General features: G+C 65.4%; 13 protein-coding genes. 7 read left to right on the forward strand and 6 right to left on the reverse strand.

Going from position 1 to position 25279, the window contains the following annotated elements:
* Nucleotides 1–100: 100 nt before the first annotated feature.
* Nucleotides 101–1096 (reverse strand): HNH endonuclease signature motif containing protein, encoded by a 996-nt coding sequence (locus EF888_RS19880; RefSeq protein ID WP_109760402.1) that lies wholly within the window; start codon nucleotides 1094–1096, stop codon nucleotides 101–103.
* Between the two features lie 498 nt (nucleotides 1097–1594).
* On the opposite strand from EF888_RS19880, the gene EF888_RS22670 reads away from it, so the two are divergent.
* A complete protein-coding gene (locus EF888_RS22670; protein ID WP_109760401.1) occupies nucleotides 1595–2044 on the forward strand; it encodes a terminase small subunit in 450 nt (149 codons plus the stop codon).
* Nucleotides 2045–2747: 703 nt separating this feature from the next.
* Here the strand turns inward: EF888_RS22670 and EF888_RS22100 are convergent.
* Entirely contained in the window at nucleotides 2748–2972 is a 225-nt protein-coding gene (locus tag EF888_RS22100) for a VOC family protein (protein ID WP_206508377.1), read from the reverse strand.
* Nucleotides 2973–3865: 893 nt separating this feature from the next.
* On the opposite strand from EF888_RS22100, the gene EF888_RS19895 reads away from it, so the two are divergent.
* Nucleotides 3866–4423 carry a hypothetical protein gene (locus tag EF888_RS19895; RefSeq protein WP_126918618.1) on the forward strand — a complete coding sequence of 186 codons (558 nt, stop codon included), beginning with the start codon at nucleotides 3866–3868 and terminating at the stop codon, nucleotides 4421–4423.
* Between the two features lie 41 nt (nucleotides 4424–4464).
* On the opposite strand, the gene EF888_RS19900 is transcribed toward EF888_RS19895, so the two are convergent.
* From EF888_RS19900 to EF888_RS19910, 3 genes are all read right to left on the reverse strand, one after another.
* A complete protein-coding gene (locus EF888_RS19900; protein WP_109760399.1) occupies nucleotides 4465–8652 on the reverse strand; it encodes a hypothetical protein in 4188 nt (1395 codons plus the stop codon).
* 208 nt (nucleotides 8653–8860) lie between these two features.
* Nucleotides 8861–9226, reverse strand: a complete 366-nt coding sequence (locus tag EF888_RS19905; protein ID WP_109760398.1) for a response regulator — start codon at nucleotides 9224–9226, stop codon at nucleotides 8861–8863.
* 16 nt (nucleotides 9227–9242) lie between these two features.
* On the reverse strand, nucleotides 9243–11825 hold the full coding sequence (locus tag EF888_RS19910) for a CHASE2 domain-containing protein (RefSeq protein ID WP_109760397.1): 2583 nt from the start codon (nucleotides 11823–11825) through the stop codon (nucleotides 9243–9245).
* A gap of 671 nt (nucleotides 11826–12496) precedes the next feature.
* On the opposite strand from EF888_RS19910, the gene EF888_RS19915 reads away from it, so the two are divergent.
* Genes EF888_RS19915 through EF888_RS19925 form a run of 3 tightly spaced genes read left to right on the forward strand, consistent with a single transcriptional unit; the run spans nucleotide 12497 to nucleotide 20163 of the window.
* Nucleotides 12497–14479, forward strand: a complete 1983-nt coding sequence (locus tag EF888_RS19915; protein ID WP_164721766.1) for a CapA family protein — start codon at nucleotides 12497–12499, stop codon at nucleotides 14477–14479.
* 3 nt (nucleotides 14480–14482) lie between these two features.
* Complete coding sequence (locus EF888_RS19920) at nucleotides 14483–17626, forward strand: poly-gamma-glutamate biosynthesis protein PgsC/CapC (RefSeq protein WP_109760395.1); 3144 nt, start codon at nucleotides 14483–14485, stop codon at nucleotides 17624–17626.
* A 2-nt stretch (nucleotides 17627–17628) separates the two neighbouring features.
* The gene (locus tag EF888_RS19925) at nucleotides 17629–20163 is read left to right on the forward strand and encodes a hypothetical protein (protein ID WP_109760394.1); all 2535 of its coding nucleotides are present in this window, start codon (nucleotides 17629–17631) and stop codon (nucleotides 20161–20163) included.
* Between the two features lie 18 nt (nucleotides 20164–20181).
* Here the strand turns inward: EF888_RS19925 and EF888_RS19930 are convergent, their stop codons facing one another.
* On the reverse strand, nucleotides 20182–21120 hold the full coding sequence (locus EF888_RS19930) for a hypothetical protein (RefSeq protein WP_109760393.1): 939 nt from the start codon (nucleotides 21118–21120) through the stop codon (nucleotides 20182–20184).
* A gap of 1042 nt (nucleotides 21121–22162) precedes the next feature.
* Here EF888_RS19930 and EF888_RS19935 point away from each other — a divergent pair.
* Together EF888_RS19935 and EF888_RS19940 are read left to right on the forward strand one after the other, a co-directional pair.
* Nucleotides 22163–24862 (forward strand): ATP-binding protein, encoded by a 2700-nt coding sequence (locus tag EF888_RS19935; protein WP_164721767.1) that lies wholly within the window; start codon nucleotides 22163–22165, stop codon nucleotides 24860–24862.
* Nucleotides 24855–25259: a response regulator gene (locus EF888_RS19940; protein ID WP_109760391.1), complete on the forward strand. Its 405-nt coding sequence runs from the start codon at nucleotides 24855–24857 to the stop codon at nucleotides 25257–25259. The genes EF888_RS19935 and EF888_RS19940 overlap by 8 nt, the downstream gene beginning before the upstream one ends.
* The last annotated feature ends 20 nt before the right edge of the window (nucleotides 25260–25279 follow it).

The following is a 25279-nucleotide window of genomic DNA, read 5'->3' on the forward strand; positions in this document are numbered from 1 at the left end:
AGCATCGCGGCGCGGCGTCGGCAAGCTCTCGACCGCCAGCTAAGGGCCGAACCGGCATCAGGGATTGCACGGCGGTTACACGTAGTAGCGCCGCACGCCTTCACGTATAGTCATCGATGCTATCGCTCAAACTTTCGCCGGTCAGCTCGCAGAAGGTTTTCAGCGCACCCTGAAGCGTGAAATATTGATGCTCGCTGCGGTGAACGAACAGCTCGCCTCGGATCGTGATCATGGCGACAGCCCAGTCCTTGATCGCGTCAGCTTCGGCAGCACGGGTAAGAACGACCAGACCACCTTCTACGAGCGCGCATTGAACGACTAAGCTCTGGTAGATGTTGTTCCGAGCGAAGACCTCACCGAACCGGAGGTTCTGAGCGTATCGCTCCAACCCATCTTCTGATACCGCCTCCGGGCATCCCGGAAACTCGGTCGGGACCCTCCATTTTAGTTGGATGGCCGATGGCGTCCGGCTTTCATACTCTTCCGGCTCCGGCTCGAAGTCAGCTCGCTCACGGGTGCCATAGAGCCACTCGCCGATTGCGCCTCCGCTTGGAACCGATCCGCTCCTTGCCCATGATTCGAAGCGGGACTTGGTTCTGGCACCCTCTTCCTTGGTCACGGTCCGCATCCATGAGACGTCGGGAAATGATGTCTCGTTTCTGGGCCTGGAGGGATCTTGGAGAAACGCATCAATCGACCCATAAGCCAGCTCAATGCGGCGGGCGGTTATTTCGTTCAGGAGTGCGTTTTCCAGCCTTGTGAGCCAGCGCAGATTCTCGGGCCTGTTGTTCGCGCGGTTCGTGTCGATGTGATCGACGACGTGTTGATCGGTGGGTGGCGGACCGTTGAAAGCGGTGCAGACTATGCGATGGATCGGTTCACCGGCCAAGAAATGGTAGCCGGTCGTGAGGCTCTGGCGTCCAAAGGACCATGTTTTGTCGAGCGGACGTGCGCGTTTCCGGAACTCGTTTAGTCGATAGACCGCGCCGTTGTTACGGACGCGGTATCGCTCGCCGCGATATTCGACCTCAACTTCGGCTTCATAGGTTTCCAACAGGTGGTCATGCTCGCCCACAAGCGTGTTCAAGGAAGGCATCTTGCTCTCCAGTGCAAGGGTGTCTCGGCCTTCTCCGGAAGGGCCCGGTGCCGGTTATTGTTGGCAGGCTTGAAACATGCGTCTGGCGCTGCCTTGTGCTCTGGACGCGCCCCGAAACTGTCGAATGTGCGAGGTTGGAGTCAAGGAAAACCAGGGACAGCGCACATTCACCCTGCGCCCGCTAATGGGTAGCAACTCCAATGTCGGCTGTGCAGACTGCAACCGCAGCATCGAAGCATGGCGGTGATGGTCCGCTCTGGGCCGGTCGCGACCAAGAGAGCATTGCTTCACGCCGGAAGCCGGTGCCGCGCGTCATGGTCATTCTGCGCTCGGCCCGGTCATCTGTTCAAAACAGTCGATGACTGGTTTGGAGTACGGCTGGTCCCAATAGTTCATCGTAGGACTATCGCTCAAAACTGAGCGAGACTTGCGAACACTCAAAGCACTGGCGAGCCCAACCTTTGGCAGGGTACTCGGTCGCATGCTAACGTTCTAGTGATGGCTACCCGCGGCACAAAGGTTTTCAGGTCAGTCGACGAGCTTGAGGCTCGCATTGAGGCGTATTTTAAAGGGCTTGAGTACGAGAAGACGGAAACAGCCATACGCAATGGTCAAAGGATCACGGTCACAACCGAAGCCATGCGCCCCCCAACTCTGTCGGGCCTCGCGCTTGTGCTCGAGGTGTCCAGAAGAACTCTTCTAAACTACTCTAGGAAGGATGAGTTTTCCCACGTCATCGCGCGCGCGAGAAGTCGGATCGAAGAATGGCATGAGGAGGCCCTGTACAGCCGTCAGACCTACTGCGCAGCCCGCTTCATGCTTGCTGTCAACCTTGGCTATCGAAAATCACCTGGATCGGAGAACGATGCGGTCCGAGTCCGGACTGTTGAGACAACTCTGGTACAGCCGCGACGAAGTGAGGGGAGCGCGCGAAAATGGCGGGGCTGATATCGAATGGGGGAACGCTTGAGGGTCAAGTCGCTTGGATGCTAAATTTTATTCAACACAGCCAATTAGTTGAGGGATCTGCGTGGCGCACTCAACCGGCGCCATGCGCGGGAATGTGAGCGTAGTTCAGCTGGTATAGCACGTCATTCGTAGTGATGGGGTCGGGGGCTCGAGTCTTCACCGGCACCAATACACCTAATACGTATGTTCCAAAACAATGGGATAGGTGTCTCGGCGTTTTTCTATCCACCTACCTCTCCACTCTAACGGTCCGCTAACAGGCCGCGCTCCCCTCAGATGATCATGCCCGACCGTCGAGGCCGTAAGGGACTTCTGACGCGTTCTTGCCGCAAGGGGGGGCTAGCGAGCGTGGGCTGCCGCGATATGGCGCGACCGGGCCGAGATAGCTGCCCTGCCGTCTGGCGCTTGGTTGCTCAGAGAAGCGGGGCGCATCCTGGGCCTGCTTCAAGAAACGGCGGACGACGCCCACTGGCGCTTCCCAAGGCGCTGGGGAGGACTTCTCGGCATCATGCAACCGTAAATTCGGTAGGCGCGTCGCTTGTTGACTGGAGCGTCGATTTGTCCACTGTCTCGTGGAGTCTTTTCTTAGTTCATACAGCGGACCCTCCGGACCAGACTGCAACGGTAAGGCGAACTGCGTGGCGAAGCTCAGACGTGGGAGACTGGAGGGCGCGTTTACGGTCTACTTGCTGCTGGGCCTTGGTCTGCTGCTCCCTGCGCTTGCCGTCGTTTTCATGCTGTTGCCCTGGCCGCTCGCGAGGCCGAACTCAATCCAACCTGCGTCCGGTAACTCGTACAGCGGCTCACCAAGACCAAGGACCTCGGAATAGAACTCCCTGGCCGCGTCGAGATCAGGCACCGATATCGACACGACGCTGATTCCCTTTAACACTGGCGTTTGCTGCATGGTTTTCTCCCTCGGCAGCGAGCACGCCTCTGAGGATAGGCGCCGCAGTGCATTGGTCCAGTCTTTGGCATTCGTGCTGTAGAACGCCCCTGTGCGAGGTGGCGTCGGGTTGCTTGGCGCGGTAATTAGGCGTCTCAGCAAGGCAGAAGGAACGAGACCTTGAAGGACCCATTCCATACCCGCCTGGACTACCCGGAAGTGCCAGGGCAAGAGAACAAGCCGGAAGCAGACTACCCACCATTTCGGGAGCCGGGTACGAAGCGCTTCTCGGCCGTCCCGATGTTCATCGCCGTCGGCTTTGCCGCTGCCTACGTCGGGGTATACCTCTAACGCCGAGCGCGAGAACATGCCTACTGTCAGGCAGCCTTCCGCTCCATTCCGCCAGGGCAGTTTGCGTCTATTCCCCAAGCGGGTCTAGCTGAACTCCTCAGACATCCAGTCTGGCCGGGCGGCTCGAGCGTCAGGCTATAGATGCAGCAAGGGTTCGCTGTGAGGCTTTTGGAATACAGGAAACTTCGCCAGAGTTTGGTAATTACCTCCGCGAGGAGAGAGAAAGCATCGCTAAAGCTGACGACGAAAGGCGGACGAGAATTGCCGCTCTAGGGGCAGCGCTCTCGGACGAGCCCGAGCCCTCATTGTGAGGCAGGTCTACGATGACGCGGGATGTGAAACTTAGGCCGATCCCGGCTCCTCAACTTCCAAATGGACGGGTACCTTCGGGCAGCTGCCAAAAAACTTATCGTTGCTCTTGGCATCTCGGGGGCTACTCTAAAACCTCATAGAACGAAGAACCCGACCCGGAGGACGGACATGGAACTGCGAATTGTTAAACCCGAGGGTGCACTCATTCAAAGGTGCGTGGGGGAATCGCTTTTATGAGAATCCTGAGAGGGATGGGCCTGCTGATCTGCCTCGCTGGCGCCAGTGCCGCCGGCGCGCAGAGTATTGCAGAGTTGAGAGTCGCGGCTGAGCAGGGTGACCGAAACGCCGCGCGCGACCTTGTGGACGCATACATCGACGGCAGCGACGAGCAGCCGCGCGACCTCAAGGCGGCGTCGCGCGAGCTCGATAGCTTCAGGGAGGTCCTAAGCGAAAATCAAGCTCAGCTCCGCCGCTACCTCATCTACGTGGGTGCGGTCCCGGCGTCGCCCGAGTATTTTCGGCAGGTCGCCACCGGCTTTGCCGCGCAGGCTGAATCGCAGAAGCGGTCGGCACTGCGCCGCACTCTACGGCTGAATCGCAATGCCTATGTGTTTGTTCTTGAGCGGGAGCTCGCGGCCCGAGGGTTCCACCCATGGCCTACCGACTCACAGCTCGACAAGGACACGCTGAGTGGCATTTTGAGCTTCTGCGCCTCCGTATCGATTTTGAAAGAGTGCCAGCGCGGCCCAATGCGGCGTTCGGTCGCCCGGGTAATTGCGAACCATCTCTGGCCGCGGGATCCGGACTGAGTCCGGAGGGTCCAGCGCGGCAAAGGTAGCTCGACCGTGCATCAGGCGCCGCGGAGGGGCCGACGCGCCGCAGCCAAGGTCCGGTGAAGGGATTCCGCGAGCCACCCTCCTTTCTGGCGGGCGTTCAGCTTCTTGAGTTCGACCGCGGCGCGGTCGTGGCTGATGCGCTCGGCGACGAGGTCGCGGGTAATTCGATCCGCGGCGCGGCGGCGGCGCACCGCGTCGCCAGCGTCGAGCAATCCCTCAAAGAGCGAGGCGAGCCTGTCCAGCCTTCCCGCCCTGCCGACGCCTCCCATACCGGCGCGCAGGGCCGCGACCTGCTGGTCGTGTTTGGCCTCGATCATGCCGACTTGGTCTATGAAGGCCAGGCCGGGCAGCGGCGGGTCTGCCTTGAGAGCCGCCAAAGTCGCCCGCACCGTTTCCTCACCTAGCAAGCCGAACTCCTGGAAGGCCGCGAGTGCCCGCACCCCCTCGGCGGAGGCGGAGGGATCGCGGCTCAGCGCGTGACGGCAAGCTATGGCGCAGGCGTCCCAGGCCATCCAGCGATACACGAAATCCAAGCCAGTCCCCTTGATGTTCTGGATGCCCATGACGCGGTTCAGGAAGCCGGGGGGGGTTTCGGTGCGGATACGGTCCACCACCTCCTCGCCGCTCGCGTGGAAGTTTCTGACCACCACGATCTTGCGGCGGAACCATACGCCGGACAGCCGAGCGAAGTCGGCGTCGAGCTTTTGCCGGTCGTCCCCCTTGCGGATGCGCTCTGCCAAGTTCTCGTAATCCGAAAGATCCTGAAGGACCCGACGCTGGTACGACACGATCGCCGACGTCTCCGCGATCCCTTCCTGCAAGAGCCGGGCCTCGAGCGCGTGAGGGTCGTCCGCGAGGCCGTCGATTTCGTCGGGATCGAGCGGAGCTCCTTGGGCGCGGAGCATGGCTTCCAGGACCCGGCGGGCCTGATCGAGTTGGCGGGGAACTCGCAGCCAGCGAGCGGCGGCAGCGAGTACCCCAAGTGGGTCAGACTCGGTGCCGGCCTCGCCCTCAGGCCACAGGGTGAGCTCGCGCGCCCGCTCGGTCCAGGCCTCCTCGATGTAGCCTTGCAGACCCTCGAGGTTGGAGCCGATCAGGAGGTGCATGTCGGCCGACAGGTCGTTGGCGAGCATTGATGCAAAGACCCGCGAGCGCGGCACGCGATCGGCGCGGTTGTTGACGACGGTCGAGATCCAGACCCCTGGCTCGGCCTCGGGGTCCTGGCGGTCGAAGCCCATGCGCTCCCAGTTGCCGAGCGCGCCGTAGCGCTCGTTTGCGGACATGCCATTGACGAACTCGAGCCGGCGGGTCCCGATCGACGCCGGCGGGAAGGCCCGCAGGACGCCCAAGTCCGGCACTACGCGGTCGGCCATCTCTGCAAGCGCACGGTCGCGGTCGGCTCCGAGCTCATCGGCGAGCGCGAGGACCAGGGCGATGTTGAAAGGGTGTTCCTCATAGGGAAAGCGTGAGAGGGCGTCAGAGGGCAGGAGGCCGGCTTCAAGCCAGCCCACACCGAGCAGCCGGGTGCCCAGACGCCGCGCGGCCTGTGCGAGGATGGGGCGCATCTGCTCCTCTGTGGTGAGCACCGTCCCGCGCTCAGGCAGGAATTCAGTCATCACCTCGGGGATGTTGCGCCCGGCGGGACCCTGAAGGTCCTCGTGGTCGGGGTAGGTGTTGGTAATGGTGGAAATGTCGTCGCGCATCCAGTGGCGCTGAAGGACCCGAACATAGGCCGGGCTCAGCCCCATGCACTCCCACAGGAACACCCCCGCCCCCAGTTGGCGGGCAAGCCTGGCGACATTCATCTGCTCCCAGATGGTGGCCTTGTCGTAGGGCCGGAACAGGAACATCTCGCGTAGTGGGCCGAAGGCGCGACCGTGCAGGAACATGGCCTCGCAGCCTGTGGTCTTGCAAACGAGCGGATAGCCGAGGCCGTTCAGGAGGCCGGCCTTGAGCCGCTCGGTGCCGGACTTGCCCCTGGTACCCCAGCCGCCAAGCACGAGGGGCAGCGCGTTGCGGGTCCGGCGCATTGCGACGCTGAGCGCGAGGTGCCGGCCGATGAAGGCCGAGAGCGCCGCGCCGATGAACAGCGCAAGCTGGCCCAGAGAGTTCTGGTAGAGCGAGAAGAAGTAGCCCTCGAGGTCGCGCCAAAGCGAGCCGCCCATCAGGGGCAGCGGGATCACGACCGGAAAGAAGCGCGCGACGGCCGGATCGACCTCCGTATGCGCGCCGGGCCCGATCCCCGTCTCGTAGGGGCGCAGGCGGAAACGGAAACCCAGCTCCTCGAGGGCGCGCACATAGGCTGCGGGCGACTGGCCACGCGCCTCAGACCAGTTGCGCTGGGCGGCGAAGGCAGGGAAATTCCAGGTCAGCCGGAGGCGCGCCACAAGGCGCCGAGCGAGGCCCGAGGGTGGCGTGATCTCCGTGATGCCCTCCGCGGTGAAGATCCGCACGAGGCAGCCAGTGTCGACGATTGAAAGCGCGTGATCCGGGAGGGGCAAGTAAGGCCGCCACCCCCCTTCCTCGGCAATGAAGAGTGGCTCCCCGGGGACCTTGGTTTGGGCGAGCTCGGCCATGATCGTCGAAGGCGAGGATAATGTGCCGGTATAAACCCGGCCGATCACGTGGCTGAAGGCCTGGCGCTTGTCGGTGGAGGGGTTGCGGAACTCATGGAGCAGCCGCCAGAGTCGCGTGCGGAAGCGGTCGCCGCGCATGACGCGCGGGGCGGGCCAGCGGGGGGCCACATCGTGGCCGAAATCCCCCTGAGAGAGCACGGAAAGCACTCGTCCTAGCAAGAGGGGGTCGGATTTTATCAGGTTCTTCGCGGGCGAGAGGCGGCGGCTGCGGCCCTCGCACAGGGATTCGAGGCCAGCGCGGACGCGGTCAGCGAGCGCGCGCGCCTCGGGGTCCGAGAGACACCACATCCGCTCGCGGGCCTGCGCTGCCCATCGCCGCACCGCCAGCGAGCCGGCAGAGACGTGCAGACGCTCAATCGCCGGGACCAATGCTTCGGTCCAGGCCTCAGCTCCTTGGGGATCGAGGCGCAAGAGCGCATCCATGGCCTTGTCCGCAAAGAAGAGGGCGGTCCGCAGGACTAAGGGGCTGGTCTCGCTGTCGAGGACCCGGACCCAGAGGGCCGCTACCTCCTCGACACCCACTCGCTCCAGGAGGCGCTCGACGCTCGTCAGCGCTGCCGCCCGCACCTCGGGCGCCGGGTCGGCGCAGGCTAGCTCCGCAAGCTGCTCCCGAAGCGGCGCAACGGGAACCCTCCATAGGTCTAGCGCGAGGACTTGGCGCACGGCGGGGCTTTTGTCCCGCCTGGCTACATCGAGAAGGGGCGCCAGGCCAGGCCGGGCTTCCACGGCGGCGCAAAGCATGCCGACGGCCTTGCGGCGTAGGAAAAGGTCGTCGCCGGGTGCAGGGCGCGTGAGGCGGAGCGTCAGCGCGGCCTCGAAAACGTCGGGAGAAGCGGCCCGCAGGAGGTCCAGCGCCTCGACCCCGGTCCAGACGTCGCCGCTCGCCTCCATCGCTGCGCGATGCACGGTCCGGAGGCTTCGTTCCCCCAGCGCGCCCTCACGCTCCGCGGTCGGCAGCCCCTCTAGCGCCCGGGCGAGGCAGCGGAAGGCCGCGGCGCCCACGCGGGCGTCGCCTGCGTGGGCCGTTAGCCGGTCCGCCGTGGCCTCGATGGCTAGGCGCCGCCAAAGGCGTTGGCGCAGCGCCGGTTCTTTTAGCTCGGACAGGACAGAGGCGGCCACGAGACCCAGGCGGTCCAAAGCGAATGCAAGGGCCCGCTCGGCGACGCCGACGCGATGCTCATACCGATCGACCATCGCGTCGAAGCCGAACCACCGCCGGAGGGCGCGGCGATCTCCCCGCAGCCCTCGCCCGTCGGCCCCTAAGCTGCGGGCGAAATCGAGGACGTGGCCTTGGCGTTCGGCAGCGTCGAGGGCGCCCGCGTGGCCTGCGGAGAACCTAGCGAAGGCCTCGTGGAGCGTCTCGATTTGGTCGGCGAGCGCGTTCGCGTGCTGGCCGAGATAGACGGCAAGGCGACCGGCCGGACCGAGGTCCGGGTCGTCCGCGGCCTCGGGCCATGCGGCGAAGCCCTCCGCTAACTCGCGCAAGAGTGGAGCCTCGACCTGCCGCAGGCGGTCGGGCACACCGAGGAACAGGAGGTCCTCGCCCGTCAGCGCCCCCCTCCCCACCGAGCCTGCGCTACCTAAGATGCGTGATGTGGCAGAACTGATCATCCCCAGGCACTGCGGAGGGCGCGGACCAAGGCCGAGCCGTCGGGCCGCTTGGAAAGTGATGCAGGATCCGCCCCGCCGCGACACGGAGACAGGCGGCAGGCGAAGAGAACGCGCAAGCTGGCGGCTCCAGGGCGCGGGAGGGCCAAGGATTTGGCCATGCGCTTCAGCCCCGCCCCGTTAGTGCGGCGAGCTTTGACAGGAACATCTCCAGGTCCACCGGCTTGCGCAGGATCTCTCGGACGCCTGCCGCCAGCAGATCGGTCTCGACCGCCGGGCGGTGGAGTGCCGAAAGCACGACCACGGGCGGCGGATCGGCCAAGGCGTCGGCCAGCGCCCTCATGAACTGCAGCCCGTCCATGACTGGCATCATTAGGTCGAGCACGACGGCGTTGCAGCGCTCCAGCTCCAGCAGGGAGAGACCCTCGAGGCCGTCGGATGCCGTGACCACCTCGTAGTCCTCAACCTCTAGCCGGATCTGCAGGAGGTCCCGCAAAAGTTCGTCGTCCTCAATAAGCATCACACGCGGCATCCGGCCCCTCTCCCGCTCAGGTAAACCTTGTCATGGTCAGACCGAACTGGAAGCCTACGCCCGGCCTCCCCTCGCCGACGAGGCGGCCGCCCCAGCGCTCGGCTGCGCGCACGCCATGGCGCAGGTCGCGGAGCTCGGTCGATTGCGGCTCCTCCTCGCCGCGAAGGATAGCCTCGAGCCGAGCCTGTGGCAATCCGAGGCCGTTGTTTCGGAGGAAGATCTCGACCACGGTCGTTCCCTCTTCGAAGGTCACGGAGACCTCCGTCTCGCGACGCGCGTCCCCAACCAGAAGCCGCAGGAGTGCGCCAAGCAGGCTGCGCAGTTCAAGAGGGTCGGCAATGACCAGCCCGGCCAAGCTCGATCGCTGGGCCTCGAGGCGCACTCCTTTCTGCTCGGCCGCTTCAGCGACTGTCGCGAGGGCCGATTTTAGGGCAAGCGCAGGGTCCACCGGCAGGACAACGGCGGATCGCGTCTCGATCTCCTCCTCCATGAAGGTCTCGACCTTGGCGAGCCGCTCAAGCGTCCTCTCGACGGCCGCCTGGAGGTGGGCGCTGGATCGGCGCCGCTTTCCCTCGGGGAGACGCTCGTCGGCCATGAGGGTCGCCGCCATGTGGATCGTGGCGACCTCATGTCGGAGCTGCAGGCCGACATGCTGGACGAAGCTCCGCTGGAACTGCGCAAGCCGGACGAGGTCGGTCACGTCGAGGAGCTCGCACATTAACCCTTCGGAAATCCCGGGCCTTGGAGAAGGGCGGAGGGGCGAGAACCTGAGGAGATAGCGGCGCCCCTCTACATCCACCAGCGCCGGCAGTTCGATTCCTGACCCCTCCAGGAGCACGCGGCGGGTCAGGCGTGAGCCCTGCTCCTCAGGGAGGCGGCAAAGGGCCGCCATCAAGTCCGACGGAGTGAGCGCATCTAGAGGGACACCAATCGCCGCCGTCAGCGGCGACATGGGGCCGTTCGCGTGCAGGACGCGGCCGAGTTGGTCGAAGACGACGAGAGCGGTGGACACCTCGTCGAGGATGCTGTCCAGCATCCGGGCCCGAAGGCTCATAGAGCCTAGCCTGCTGTAAAGCAGGGCGTCGACTGCCTTCGTGGCGGAGTCATATCGAAGTCCTGCAGGTTTCCGCTCGTCGTCGAGCAGGTCGGCCGCGGTCTGCAGGGCGCGATGCATGTCGGGGACTTCCGTTGCTTCATCCCCGGCGACCGTGAAAGCCCAATAGCCAGCTGCTGCGCCGTTGCGCCTCATCGGGGCGAGATAGATGAGCTCATCCTCGCTGGCGCAGTCCAGGAAAGTGCTAGGGACCTGGACAGGCTCGCCGGCGCGGGCGGCATCCAGGTAGGGCGGCCGGCGCGGATCAAGGCAGTCGTCCGGCAGGTCGGCTAGGCAGCACCCGATGGCCGCGGCCTGCTCCAGCCGGGACGGACGCTTACCGGGCACGAGGAATATAGACCGGCGCAGCCCCAGGAGCCTCCGAGTCATAGAGCAGAGCACGGGCCAGTCAGGCGGCAGGGCCGCCTCCGCCCTGCGACCGCTGTCCTCGGACGAGAATTGCCGTAGCAGGCCGCGCAGCATTCTGTCCTGGTTCCCCTCGCGGTTCTGCCAGACCAGGATCGACACGAGGACCTGTGAAAAGATAATCTCGGTCACAGGGAGGAGCCTGTCGCCCGCCTCGAGCGCCGCGGTGCCTAGGAGCACGATCCCCGCGAGGACGAGCGCCATCGCCCAGGGCCAGTTCTTTGGCCCGACGCGGCTGTAAACGAGCGCCCCGGCCAAGGTCGTCGCTAGTAGGAGGAAGGACGCGGGAACGAGTTCAAGATCCCTGACAGTGCGCCTGTTCAGAAGCGTCTCGAGAGCGATGGCGCTGAAGTCCAGCGGCCGGGTCGTTGGCGCATCTGGCGAAATTGGGGTAGTGAGGCCAACCGCTGCTGGCCCCTCTGCGACACCCACGAGGATTGTGCGCCCGTCGAAGAGGTCGCGAACGACTTCACCCTCCAGAACGCGCCCCAACTCGATGCGCGGTACGCGGTCCGCACTCTCGGGGAAACGCAGCAGAAAACTGGTGCCGGGCGGCGGAACGTCCGTGGCGCCGGCCCTTTCAGCTGCCAAGCCAACAAGGCTCGGCACCACTTCCCCGTCGACCGTGATAGAAATGGGCTGCCGGCGATGGATGCCGTATTCGGCCGGAGGGACAAAGACGGCGCCCCAGGTCGTGCCGGTTGGCGGTGCCGGGGTAAGGAACTCCCATTCCTCAGAGCTGCTCCCAAACTGGCGAGCGAGGCGGCCCACCGTGAGGTCGTCCCCAGCGAGGCCCGGTGAGGGGCCTAATGCGTCCGCCGCATGGGGGTCGAAGGCGAAGACGATCTGCCGCGCCCCAAGGCCCCGGAGGTCTTGGGCAAGCTCGCCCCAAGCGGCCGCGGGCCGGTCCTGCGCCCCGTCCGGCACTTCTACCACCAGCACGGCGGAGACGGGAGTAGGGCGGAGCTGCAGCCAAGTGTCGTAGGCCATGCCGTTGGGCGCCACGAACAGGCCAAAGACGTGAAGCGCACCTGTTACGAATGTAACGCTAATGGCGATGACAGCGTAAGATCGGGTCATTTCTGTAGGTGTTCGGCGGGAGACAATCCCAAGCTTGAGGACACAGTCGCGCTCACCAACAGCACTTCCGCTGAAAGACACAAAGCACGTGAGCGCAAGACGAATCCGACTTGCGGGCTGTCATCGTCTTCGCAGCGCCATTGAGGTGGTGATCGCGAAGCACCAACTTGAAGGCGCCAAGGCTGACCGCGTGCTCCGCCACCGTACGGGCTGTAAGGCCTGATACTTAAGCTCAGCAGAAACGAGATAATGACGATAAGAAGAGATCCACCCACCATTGTACCTTTATGCCGCTGAGCTGGCGTGTCTAGATGTATAAAAGAAAAGTGGACGTGGGTTCTGATGTGCGCATCTTGGTGGTGATGAATTCGAATGTTGTGATTTCACTCGGTCGCTACGCGCTCAGCTTACTGGTTAGTTCGCTTCTCTGGCCTTCGGCTGGTATGGCACAGCCAATCGAGTCGCGAGCTTCGGAGATACGTGGCTGCGTCGTGGGCCTTGCGGGAGAGGCCTTGCCCCATGCGACGGTCCGCTCCGCGACAGATCAAACGGAGGCGGGCTCGGATGGTTGCTTTGTTCTGCCGGCTGCCTCCGGCGCGCAATGGGTGACCGCCGCGCATCCCAATTACCTGTCCCGGACCCGAGCCGCCAGCACCGACGAGCCTCTGCTCATGCGGCTCACTCCTGACGATGGAGAGACGATCTCGCTGCATTTCGTCGGCGATACGATGTTCGGGCGGCGTTTCTACGACGCCAACGGCGACGGCGAGCTTTCGGATGGGCTCCTGCGGCCCGGCGCAGGAGCTGAGGAACACGCCGCGCTGCTGGAGGCAGTGGCGCCGCTCCTCGCCGGCGCCGACCTGACCGCGCTCAACCTCGAGACGCCGCTGCTGGAGGATCCCTACTTCCCCCCCGCCGGTCCTCGACCGGAACGGTTCCACCCCATGAAGGTCTATGCCTTCGGTAGTGACACAGCCGCGGCTAAGGGGCTGCGGCTCGCGGGGGTGGATGTCGTGGACCTCGGCAACAATCACCTCTTCGACGCCCTCGAGGAGGGCATAGCCTCTACGATCCGCGCGCTTGAGGAGGCCGGATTCAGCGGGCCGACGGCCGGCCATTTCGGGGCGGGGCCGGACGTAGCGACGGCGTGGGCGCCGGCCTTGGTTGAGGTGCCAACCTCATCGGGCGGGGCGGTAAAGCTGGCCTTCATTGGCTGCACCACCATCCTCGGGCTTGATCATGAGGTCTCCTACGTGGCCGACGAGGGCAAGGGCGGCGCCGCGGCCTGCGACCCCGGGTTAATACGGCAAGCCGTGTTGGCGGCTCGCCAAGAAAGCGACGCCGTGGTCGTCATGATCCATGGCGGTTTCGAATACGAGGCCTCGCCTTCGGCCAGCGTCTTGGCGAACACCGAGGCGGCACTCGGGGCGGGCGCGACACTGGTGATGAACCACCATCCCCATGTGGTCGGCGGTTTCCGCCACGTGGAGGTGGAAGGGCAGGATTCCCTCGTCGCCTGGACTCTGGGAAACTTCCTCTTCGACCAGGACCGGCGGGAGACCTTCGAGACCTATCTCGTCGCCGTCCATCTCCGACGCGGCGAGATCGTGCGGGCTTATGCCGAGGCGCTGATGATCGAGCGCTACACTCCAAAGGGGCTGGTGGGGGATTTGGCACGGCACGTCGCGCGCGGTGCCGCGGGGCGCGAGCCGGGTCGCTTTGTAATGGAAAATGGGGCAATGGAGGTGGACTTGGCTGGCGCGGCGCGCCGGATCGAGTCGATGTTGCCGGCGGTAGGGAGCGACGGCGCAGGCAGCATCTACCGAGTGCCTCCAGAATGGTTCGTCCGCGGCCTCCGCGCCGCGCCTGGTTCCGCCTCACGCCTCGGCCGGGACGTCCTCTGGACCGGCGCCTTCGAGGACGACCTTGTTGGGGCGGTGTTCCCGGACGGAGCCCCTCTTTGGTCGATCGAAGGCGGAGGCAAGGTTGCGGGGGCCGACTTCGCACAGGAGGGCCGGGTCGGGGTCCGCCTGTGGCGATCCGCACTCAGCCCGGAGCCCGTCTCGGTCACCCACATCCGGCGCCTAGCTGTCGAGGGGGGAAGTGATCTCACGGTCACGGGCATGCTGCGCTCAACATTCGGCGCCGATGTCGCATTGGGGGCCGCTTTCTTTCCGAGGACCGAGGGCGACCCGCTGAACTATGGGTCACGCCCCGAGTTCCAGTCCGAGGCTGCCGAGCCGATGGCCGACCCGGCCGAGAGCGGCTGGGCAGAGGTCCCGCTCGAGACAACGGGCGGGGAGTGGCGGCCGTTCCGGCTGGACCTTCGTGCGCCGGAAGGGGCCGGGCTCCTGCAGGTGCGGGTGCGTCTTACCCCGCCCGCCGAGGGCACGGCCACGGCCGACTTCGACGCGATCCGGGTCATCCGCTGGGCCCCGCCCGGGACCGAGCCCTCTCCCCGACATGAGTTCCTGCTCGTGCACGATGAGACAGTGGTGACGCTTGCGCGGGACGTGTTGCCGGGCGCCGAGGCCTGGACCGGCGACCCGGGCCTCGTGCGGCTCTGGCCCGCCGATCTCTTCTCTTCAAAGGCCGTGCCGCGGCCGGCGCTCCTGCCCGAGCCCCTGGCGTCTCCCACCAGGGCGCGTCGTTAAGCAATGGGGGGCTTCGTCCTTGATATCTTTCCGGAAGGAAGCCTCGCGAGCTCGGTCATCACCACGACTTGGCTCGGCGTGTTCGTCGTCGCCTTCTTCAACCTGCGCTTCGGTTGGGTTCTATCGGGGCTCGTCGTGCCGGGTTACCTCGTCCCCCTCCTCATCGCCAAGCCGCTCGCCGCGGGCGTGGTTATCGTCGAGGCGATCGTAACCTATCTGATTGTCTGGACCTTCTCCGAAAGGTGGTCGGGCGGGCGGACCTGGAGCAGCGTTTTCGGCCGCGACCGCTTCCTCGCACTCGTGCTTACCAGTGTGCTCGTGCGCTTGGTCTTCGACGCCTGGGCGCTGCCGGAATTGGGCGCCTGGCTCGTCGAGCGCCACGGCATCCGCTTCGACTACCGCAGTGACCTGCATAGCTTTGGCCTCATCATTATCTCGCTCCTCGCCAACCAGTTCTGGAAGCCCGGGCTGCTGCGGGGTCTCGCTTCGGCGGCGGTGACAATCGGCGTTACATGGCTCCTCGTGCGCTTCGTGCTGATCGAGTTCACCAACTTCCGCATCAGCGAGGTCGGCTACCTCTACGAAGGCTTCGCAAGCTCGATCTTGGCGAGTCCTAAGTCCTACATTATCCTAGTCACGACGGCCGTGATCGCCTCGCGGATGAACCTGCTCTACGGCTGGGACTTCAGCGGCATCCTGATCCCTGCGCTGATCGCGCTGCAGTGGTACCAGCCGGTCAAAGTATTGGCATCCTTCGCCGAGGCCTTCGTGGTCCTGGGGGTCGCCACAATGCTCCTGCGTTCGCGCTTCTTCGCGGACGCGACCATCGAGGGCGCGCGCAAGCTCATCCTCTTCTTCAACGTCAGCTTTGCCTACAAGCTCCTGCTCGGCCACGCACTTCTATGGACTGGCTGGGAGATCAAGGTCACCGACTATTTCGGCTTCGGATACCTGCTCTCGACGCTGATGGCGATGAAAATGCATGAGAAGCAGATCGCTGCGCGCTTCAGCCGGGCCGTGCTGCAGGTGTCGCTCGTGGGTGCGGCGCTGGGGAGCCTGATCGGCTTTGCCCTCAAGCCTGTGCGCCTGCCCGATGCCTGGCTGCCCGCCCCGCCGACGCCCACGGAGAGCCTACCAGCGGTGGCGCAGGTGGAAGAGCTGGGCGACGCGGTGGTACGCGCCACTATGGGCGCCTATCTGACCCTCGGCGGCGCCGGGATATCGCAGGCGACCCCTGGCGAGCTGGACGCGTTTCGGCGAGGAGTTGAGCTGCTACTAGAGCGGGGGGCCGAGCCGGAGGCCATGGCGCGCGCCTCCGCCCTCCTGGCTGAGGCGCGCTTCGACCTCTCGCTGGCCAACGGGCGGTACCTGATCCTCTCCGGAAAGGGCGCGGCCCACGGTGGCACTTATGTGTTGGACCCCTCCGCCTCAGGCGGCCTGACTGTCCAAGTGCCCGATCCGCTGGAGGTCCCCCTCCTGGTCTCGGCCGGCGCCGCACTGCTCGGGGAGCCTGGCGTCGGCGCCCTAGCGGTCGCCGGCACCAGTTCACGGAACGGCGGCGAGGCCCTGGGCGTGGCGGGGGAGCTCGGGACCTTCTTCCAAGCCTTTCACGAGATGCTCGACGCGATGGGGACGCTACAGCTCCGCGGCTCCTTGGGTCCAGGAGCCCGCCTTCAGGTGGACGGAGCCATCCCTGATGTGTTGGACCTGCCGCGCCTCCAGGTTCTTTTCGGAGACCTCGAGGTGGACTTCGGCGGCGGAGAGGAGGCTAACCTGCAGCGCGACACCGCACGCGGCGGTTTCGCCGAGCTGTTCGTGGGCGAAGAGGCTGTCCGCAACGCGCTAGCTGGGCTCGGTGCCTTAGCCACTGTGGCCAAGGTCGAGGGCACTTCGAGCCTCGATGGGTTCCTCGTCGAGTGGATGCTCGACAGGATCGCCCAAGCGGGCAGCAAAGAGTATCGCCCGCCGCGGACAGAGGAGCTGATCTACCTCGACCGAGCGGTCCTCGCACCACTGCTGGAAAGCCTCGCCGCGGGGCCGGAGCCCGACGCGGCGAGGCTGGCGGCGATCGACACCTCTGCCCGGGCTCTCGACTACCAGCTCCTGCTCCACCGGCACAGGCGCAGCGGCAGCGATCATGTGCTGCTGTTGCCCCGGCCAAAGGGCGACTCGTCGCGCCGACATTGGGGGGCGTTCGCCTTCCGGGTCGGGGGGCAGGGGAGCTACGCGGTCTACGTGCCCCGGCCGCTCCCCGACATCGGCACCCTTGAGGCGGGCCTCGCCTTGTACGGTGCGCTCAAGGCACGCGCGCTGCTCGTCGCCGGAGCCCATCCAGGGGCAGGGCGGGGAGGGGAGGCGGACGTGCTTCGGGCGGACGCACCCTTCTCGCTCTACGCGTTGGCGAGCCGCGCGGTGGTTCGCCAGGCGGAAGAGGAGCCGCTTATGCACCTCCTTGTGCGCGGCATGGCTGCCCCGCTTGAGGGGGACGTGGCTTCCCTCGAGGCCCTCCTGGCCTTCGACCGCTCCGGGCTCGGAGAGGAGCCGCCCACCGCCCTCGCTGGCAATCTCCGCAGGGACCTCCTCGAGCTGGGTTTCGAGGTAGGCCTCGTGGACGGCGGGGCCGACCGGGTAAGATACGAGATAGGGCAGGTGCCGCTGGCCCGGCACCTCGAGCCCAAAGCTACCCAAGGGGTCGCGGCGGTCTGGCTGTCCCCCATCCTGCGGTCGAGCTTCGCCGAGCGGCTGACGGATGATATCGAAGCGGCGCTATTCGAGGCGCTGGCGATTCCTACGGTTGAGGCGGAGCCTCTCGACGCCCTACTGGCGCCTGCCCCCGCCACAGTGCAGCCCCTTCCCGCCCGCGCCCGTGCTCTCGTCGATGACTTCCTTCTCCACCGCGACGCGGTGTCCCTGGCGCGTCTGCAGCAGGAGTTCTCCCAGCTCAGGCTCACTCGGCTCGCAGACCCGGCGAGCGCCCAGACCTTTCTCTTAATCACCGATCCCGGCGGGGCGCCGATCGCCATGGCGAATATCGGCGCGAGGGAGCCGGCCGACGCGGTCAAGGTTGTCCCTGGCGATCCGGACCCCTTGGTGGTGTCGCGCTTCGTCCACGGCCGACTGGCGTGGCTCCTGGTGGAGGGGAGCTAGGCGTGCGGATCCTTGGGCGCCTCCTCTTCCTTGCTATCCTCATGCCTCTGCTGGCCTGGGGGGTGTGGCCCATATGGAACGCTAGCCTGGGCCTCATCAGCGACCGCGAGCCGGGAAACCAGCTCGACAAGGTCGACCGGACCGTCGCCTATGAGCTCGACCGGGAGCGCTGGACCATCTTTCCGCTCGTCGGCGGCCGCGACAGGGTCCGCCTCGTAACCCAGGCCGCTCTGCCCATAGCAGCGGTCGAAGGAGCCGGGTTAGGGACCGACCAGGGCCGATGGACTTATGCGATCGCCTACGAGATCGTCGCGGCGGACGGCCGGGTCCTGGCGGAAGGGCTGCGGCACGCCTTAGCTGCCGTCGAGATTTGCCGAGATCCTCTCACCGGGGACCTCGCCTCGTCAGTCGCCTACATTGAGGAAAGGTTGCAGCCGACGCTCGCCAAGGTGACCGTCCTCGACCTGTCGGAGCAGCCGGAGGCGGCTAAGATCCGGCTCCGCTTTATATCGCTCGATCCCAAGGTAGATCACGTCATTGCTCGGGTTTACGAGCGAGAGCCCCTCGCTGAGTTCCGGGCCCAGTCCTCTTGGCAGCGGCTGAGCGAAGGGCAGCGGGAGCGGCTCGCCGCCGAAGTCGGCCTGCCGGTCGCGCTCCTTGACAACGCGGAACAGTTGGAGGTCTTGCGCAACCGTTGGCATCCGGTCGGCCCGCAGGGGCTGGAAGGAAAAGACTACCTAGTGCGCGCGTTATATGTCTGGCCTGGCGGCTGCGACGATCCGGTGGCGGAGCCGACCCTGGCGCCAGGGTTTTATGCGGACGCCCTTCGCCACGCCATCATACAATTCCCTCCCGATGCCGAGGGCCTGGTCCTGTCGTTCGAACCTCCGTTCGGGGAGGATGCGGGGGCAGAGGCGGGCATGCTGGAGCTTCGCTGGCACGGCCCCGTGCCCGGCCTTCCGCTCGTCACCCGCGCGCGCTGGTCGATGGCCGAGGGCGCCCTTGCTTTGCCGGTGCGAGGCGCGGCTCTGGAAGTGATCCCGGACCGGCCGCTCGTGCTACACGCGCGGTCCTCTGGGCAATCGGCCAGCGGGACAGAAATCGACTTCCGCCCGCTCCACCTCCGCATGGTGCAGGCAACGGCGGAGGCCCCGGTCACCTTCCCGGTTACCCATGTCGGCGGCGAGCCGACGCCGTTCAGACTTCACCTGCGCTGCCTCTGCGGGGCCGAGGAGACAGTACCGGCACCCCGCCGCGTGGACTACGAGTTCCTGGGGACGAAGGGAGAGGTGGTTGGGGCCGGCAGCCTTGAGGCGGCCCTCGGGCCCGCGCCGCTTGAGCAGGTTCCGGGCGACCCCTCGCTACGGGTGCTCGGGCCGGCCTTTGCGCACTTCAACCTGCCTTTGTCCGTTCGCGCCATCCGCGTCTCGGGGCCGCAGCCTTACCTCGTCGCCGCGTCAAATCGCCCGCCAGATATGCCAGTCTTGGCAGCGATGATCGCTCCCGAGGCTGAGCCAGTGGCCGAGGAGGTCGCGCCGCGTGAGGCCCGGGTTTGGTTCCCACTCCGGCCGATCGGCTGGAAGGAGTTCGTGGAGGGTGACGGCTCGACGTCGCTGGTCGTGCAGGAGCGGGTGGTGCCAGACGAGACGGCTCTCCTGTTTCAGCGCCTGAACTGGGAGCCTTGGGAACCAGACGTACCCCTGCCTCGCGTCGAAATCCTGTCCCCCTTTAACCGTCGCCCAGGTCTGTTAAGCACCTTCAGCGGCGATATCTTTGTGCCCTTGGCGGCTGGGCGGCCCCATTTCTTCGACTTTCTGCCCGCCTCCGGCGCGGCGACCGTGGAGCCGGAGCTGCTTTTCCTGTCCCCCGCGGCAGAGCCGACAGAAGTCCGGATCACCCTGGACGGCCAGCTTGCCCGCGCGCAGGAGGTCGCCGGCCCGGGCGCCAGCCTCCGCCTGCCCCCCTTCGCGCCCCGGTGGCACTCCGTTGAGGCTCGCTGGTCCGGATCGGGCCGGCTGATGATCGGCCAAGTCGACCCAACGACACAGGCCTGGGTCAGGCGGCGGGCAATCCGCCTCGGCGCTGGTGAGGGCGTGAGCCTGAGCTTCGACAAGCGGCAGGAGGGGCGCGAATTCCTCGTCATCCACGTCCACCCGGAGGAGGTCGGCGGCAGAGGCCGGCTGGAGGTGGAGCTCGGGATCGGTCCCCGGAGGGTCGGCCCCCTGTCCGACTGGACGTCTGGGCTGTGGCGAGCCGACTTAGACGGGGCTTCCGGGACCGGCGAGGGCTTCCTGCAACGTTCCGGCGAGCAACTGGGCACCGAGCGGACGGTGGTGGTTCCCTTCGGGGCCGACCTGCTCCCGGGGACCTATGATTTGCGGCTGCGCCTCGAAGGACTGGCGGGATACCTCGCCTTCACCCGGTCGGGCCCCGATCTGGCGGCGCAGGTGGCTCTTGGGGAGGAGGGGACGATTGGCGCCATGAACTGTGGGCAGGACGCGGCGGGCGCCTGGTCCTGCGGAGCAGCCCTACCTTGAGCGCTATGCCCGGTCCTGTCAGAGCGGACGGAGGCAGGCGGCTAGGCGAGCGCGGAGCCCGGCCTCAGCGACGAGCTTCCACCGTAGCTCCCGCGAGAGCTCGAGATGGACGAAGCCGCTGAAGCCAGCGGCACGCAGAGCTCGCCCATTCGTGTTGATGGTCGCCCCGAGTTCGCACACTTCCTCGGGGAAGAGCCGCACGGTCTCCTCTGGCATGGTCGCGGCGAGACAGTTCGCGACAGCCCGCGCTTGTGCGCTCGGCTCATGCGTACCCGAGGAGACGATCACGCTGGCCGAGCGGCCCTCGGCGCTCCGCCGCTTCTCCCGCGCGTGGCCATGGATCTGGACGACAAGTCCCTCAGGGTGGACCTCGGCGAAGGCGAGGCCGAAGGAGTTAAAAAAGCTGACCGGTGCACGAGTGAGATCGGCGTTGACGCGCCCGCCATCCGCCTCGAAGGCGCGGGGCACGGAGTTCCAAGCCCCCGACGCGAAGTTGCCTTCCACTAGGAGGAAGTCGAGAATCCGGCCGGTGTCGAGGTCGGTGTCGCTGTGGGGGGCTTGGAGGAGGACCGGAGCTCCTCCGGGCACCAACAGATAGGAGCCGAGCCCGACCCCTTCCTTTCCGGGCTCACGCAGTAAGGTCCGGCCCCCGTTCCGGGGTAGCAGGGCGAGGCCCAGCGCGTTAAGCTCGTGCACCAAATTGGAGGTCGGAAGGCCGCGCAGCAGCGAGGCGGCGACGGCCTGCGCCCGATCAGGCGAGCCGTACAGGAGAACGGGTTGAGCAGGCATGGCGTTCCGCGTCAGCAAGAGTGAAAGGATCTCGGCCGGCGCGGCGACTTCTAGCTGGGCGGGCACCTCGTCCGGAGGCGGAAGCCCGACACGCTGCGCTTCCCGCTTGGCCGGACCGCCACCGCCATGATCGAACGAGCCCCATGCAAAGATAAGGCCCAGGCTCAAGATGATCTTGCCAGACCAATCAATATTGAGGCGATGCGAGGCTATGGTGTCCTCCGCAGGCGTATCTAGTTTAGCATATCGCTGAGCCCTCCATAGGGCAAGAACGAGCGGTGTGTAAGTAGGGTCTGGAGTGCACGCCTGACTGGGGCGGAAGCGATTGACCGAAGATCGGTGTAGCTGAGGGAAAAAGCCCATCCCCGGACACCGCAGCCACAGCGTCGCCTTTAAGCGTCAGATCGTCCTGCGTGCCACGTCGGGGAGACGCTTCAGGCCCTTGGCCGACGCCATTGTTTTTTCCTATGCTCGCAGCGTGGCGTCCACGACGGAAAACAGCGTGCCACAGAGGCTCCTTGCCCTCAGCTTTTGCAGCCCCAACGCTCGAAACCTTTGCGACGCGCTCACGTGCGGGCCGTTGGTTCATGGGATTTCGTGCGCCTACGCCTCGGCTGCTTTGTGGGCATCCGTGTGCGCTACATGGCAACGGCCAGCAACTCTGATAGCTGAAGCCTAATGCAAGCAGTTTGGGTAAAAGGACACCATTTTCCTCTCCCAGGACAGGAGAAGCGGGAGACAGCCTGCGCACTGCGGGGGTGAGGATGACGTAGGCATCGCATCGGCGTATCATCGCCAGGATAAGGCGCCCTATGGTGGTCTTGAGGTTAAGTTCGGCCGGGCGGAACATCCTCGCAGAGAGTGTGTCGCTTCCGTCCCGCGCCGTGTATGCTCGCTGCAAAGCACGGTGGATGCGCGCTGTCTCACCACATCACGTTCCCTAAATGGCAAGTCGGTCGGACAGCGACCATAGTTACGCGCTTCCGGTATCTAAATGGAACAGACCAATGGTTTCGCAGACGGCGAAGGCGCGGACGTTTCCCGGTTCCGCCGTGGGCAGGCCGCTCATGCGGTTTGAAAAGGGAGAAGGGAATGTAAAAGGTACCAACAGGCGCCAAATGCTCCGCTGACGTGATTGGCAGCGCCGTCCGCGTCCTCCAGTTCGCCACGCAACAGTATGCTTCTGCTGCAATCGAGGGACTACTTCAGCATGATTCTTCCCCCCCTTCCTGTGGACGAGGACGATCGCCTTTCTGCGCTCAAGAGTTACTGCCTTGATAACATCTCGGCCGAGCCGGCCTTCGGTAGGCTGGCAGCGATTGTAGCCGAGTCGCTAGAAGTGCCGATCGCGTACCTCAGCTTCGTCGAGAATAAGAGTTGCAACATCATCGGCGCGGTGGGTCTGCCGACCGGGCCAGGCCCACGTGAGGTCGCATTCTGCGGGTACACGATCCTGGGGAACCCGCTCGTGGTCCCGGATGCGCTTTTGGACGAGCGATTCGTAGACAATCCGCACGTCCTCGGGCCTCCTCACATCAGGTTCTTCGCCGGCGTGCCCGTACGCGCGCTGGGGCAGCCGGTAGGGACACTCAGCATCATTGACACAACGCCGCGCGACCTGAGCGGACCTGGACTGCGTAAATTGCAGGGCCTCGCTCGGACAGCGGAGGACCTGATTCAATTTCGGCTCGGCAACATCCGCCACGCTGCTGCCGAAAGGCGCCTGGAAAGCATCATTGAAAGCAACCCTGTAGCGATGGCGGTATACGATGCCCAAGATCGCCTGCTGCTCAGCAACGGCAGGTACCGCGAGACCTTCTTAGGAAGCGCGGAAGTGAAACTTGATGCGCTGATTACGCTCTCTGACCTATTTGACCGGATCGCAGCCGGCGGGCGGCGGATATGGATCGAGGGGCAGACCGTCGACTGGAAGACCCGCCGGATGGAGTTGCGGCGCGAGGGAGTCAGCCCGTACTACATCCAGATAGACGGTCAACAATGGTTACTCTGCCACGAGACCCGGACGGAGGCGGGAGAGCTTGTCGCAAGCTTTGCTGATGTCACCGCGCTCAAGGAGCGCGAGGCGGTTGCTGCGGAACAGGCGGCGGTCCTGAGAACCACGCTGGAGAATATCGACCAAGGCCTTGCCCTCTTTGACTCGGGCCGGCGCTTGGTGGCCTGCAGCAAGGCCTACTTTGACCTATTCGACGTCTCCCCCAAGCTGCGCAGGAACGGCACGAGGCTCGAGACCATGATCCACGACCTTGCCCGGCGCGGAGTCGTTTTGGGGCGTGAGGCAGGGGGCGACCTGCCGCGTCCTGAAGAGCTTCTGAGGGATCGTGGCACGCGCCGCTTCGAGCTGCGGCTTGACGGCGGACGGGTGCTGTCCACCACCATGGCCGCGCTCGATGACGGCCGTCTGGTCGTAACCTGCCTCGACATCACCGAGCGCAAGGAGGTCGAACGCCTCAAGGACGAGTTCGTCTCGACGGTGAGCCACGAGCTCCGGACGCCCCTCACCTCAATCGCCGGGTCGCTGGGCCTCATGGCTGCGGGAGCCACCGGTGAACTGCCGCCCGCGGCAGCGCGCCTCGTAGGGATAGCCCACCGCAACACGGACCGGCTCACCCGACTGGTCAACGACCTTCTTGACATCGATAAGGTCGAGTCGGGCCAAATGCAATTCGAGCTGAAAAGAATAGACCTGAATGTTCTGGCGGTCCAAGCAGTCGAGCAGAGCCACCCCCTCGCCGAGAGGGTTAACGTAGCGATCGAGGCGCGCACCGCCCCCAAGCCGATTCTGGTCGAAGGAGACGTCAACCGGCTGCTCCAAGTCGCCGACAATCTCGTGTCGAATGCCATTAAGTATTCCGCCCCGGGACAGTCGGTGACGGTCACGGTCGGGCTCAAGGGCGAACGTGCCTGCTTGTCAGTGATCGACCGGGGCCCCGGCATCCCCGAAGAGTTCCGATCGCAGATGTTCCGGCGCTTCTCCCAAGCGGACGCCTCGGACCGTCGCAGCCAGGAGGGCAGCGGGCTGGGCCTGGCAATTGCCCTGGCGATCTGCCACCGGCACGGCGGCACGATCTCCTACGAGTCCACGATAGGGATCGGCACCCGCTTCGACCTCGAGCTGCCGCTGGCCGACTCAAGTGCCTTGCCGGATCCGTCCGGGGCCGGGGTGCAGTGCCTCGTCTGCCAGGGCGACGAGCTGGCCAGCGATCGGATCCGGCACGCTCTCGAGCAGGCGGGGCTCACGGTCGAGATCGCCCAAGGGCTGGAGGCTGCACTGAGTGCGATCCATGCGCAGCTCTTCGAAGTGCTCGTGACCGACCTCCTGCTCCCCGATGGCGACGGCTTCGATCTGGTTCGCCGGGCGCGGGCTTTGCGGAACGGGAACGAACTCGCGGTCGTCGTGACCGCCTCCCGCCCTGATCCGCGCCGCAACTCGGTCGAGACGGTGGCGCTCAACATCTTGGACTGGATCGAGGGCGACTTGGACATTAACCGGCTTACGAGCGCCGTGGAGCGGCGGGGCAGGTTTTTCGATCGGGCCCTGCGCGTGCTCCACGTGGAGGATGCCGCGGACCTCTCCCAGGTCGTCGCCATCGCCCTAGGCAGCACGGCTGGCGTGGATCTGGCGACGGACCTCGAGACAGCACGGTTGCGGCTAGTTTCGAAGGAGTACGACGTTGTCATCCTCGACATTGCGCTGCCGGACGGATCGGCGCTGGACTTGCTCCCAATGATTGCCGCCGGCCCACATCCACCGGCGGTAGTCATCTTCTCGGGCATAGAACCCTCGAGTGACGTTTCCGCAATGGTCCATCGGGTGCTGATGAAGTCGCGAAGCGGCGTGACGCAGCTTGCTGAGACCGTTCGGGAGATTGCGAGGGAGCGCCATGGCTGACCCCGAAACTATCCTTCTTGTCGAGGACGACCCCGACATCCGGGAAATCGTGGCCTTGAGTCTGGAGGCGCTAGGAGGGTTCTCGGTCGTATCCTGCAGCGACGGCGAGGAAGCCCTGCGCGAGTTGCGCCATTGCCGCCCTGACCTGGTCCTGCTCGACTGGATGATGCCGGGGATGAATGGCGGCGAGACGCTCGCGGCGATGAGGCGGGAGGAACTTCTGGGCGACACGCCGGTGGCCTTCATGACCGCGAAGACGCGACCCCATGAGGTTGAGCGGATAATGGAGCTCGGCGCCTGTGCGGTAATAACCAAGCCATTCGATCCAACGGCGCTTGCCAGGCAAGTGCGTGGCTTAATCGGGCAGGCGGAGGGCGGGTTCGGCGAGCCGGGGTAGGAAGAGCCCGGGTGGAGACG

Origin of the sequence: Silicimonas algicola, from assembly GCF_003970735.1 — a bacterium.
Classification (GTDB): domain Bacteria; phylum Pseudomonadota; class Alphaproteobacteria; order Rhodobacterales; family Rhodobacteraceae; genus Silicimonas; species Silicimonas algicola.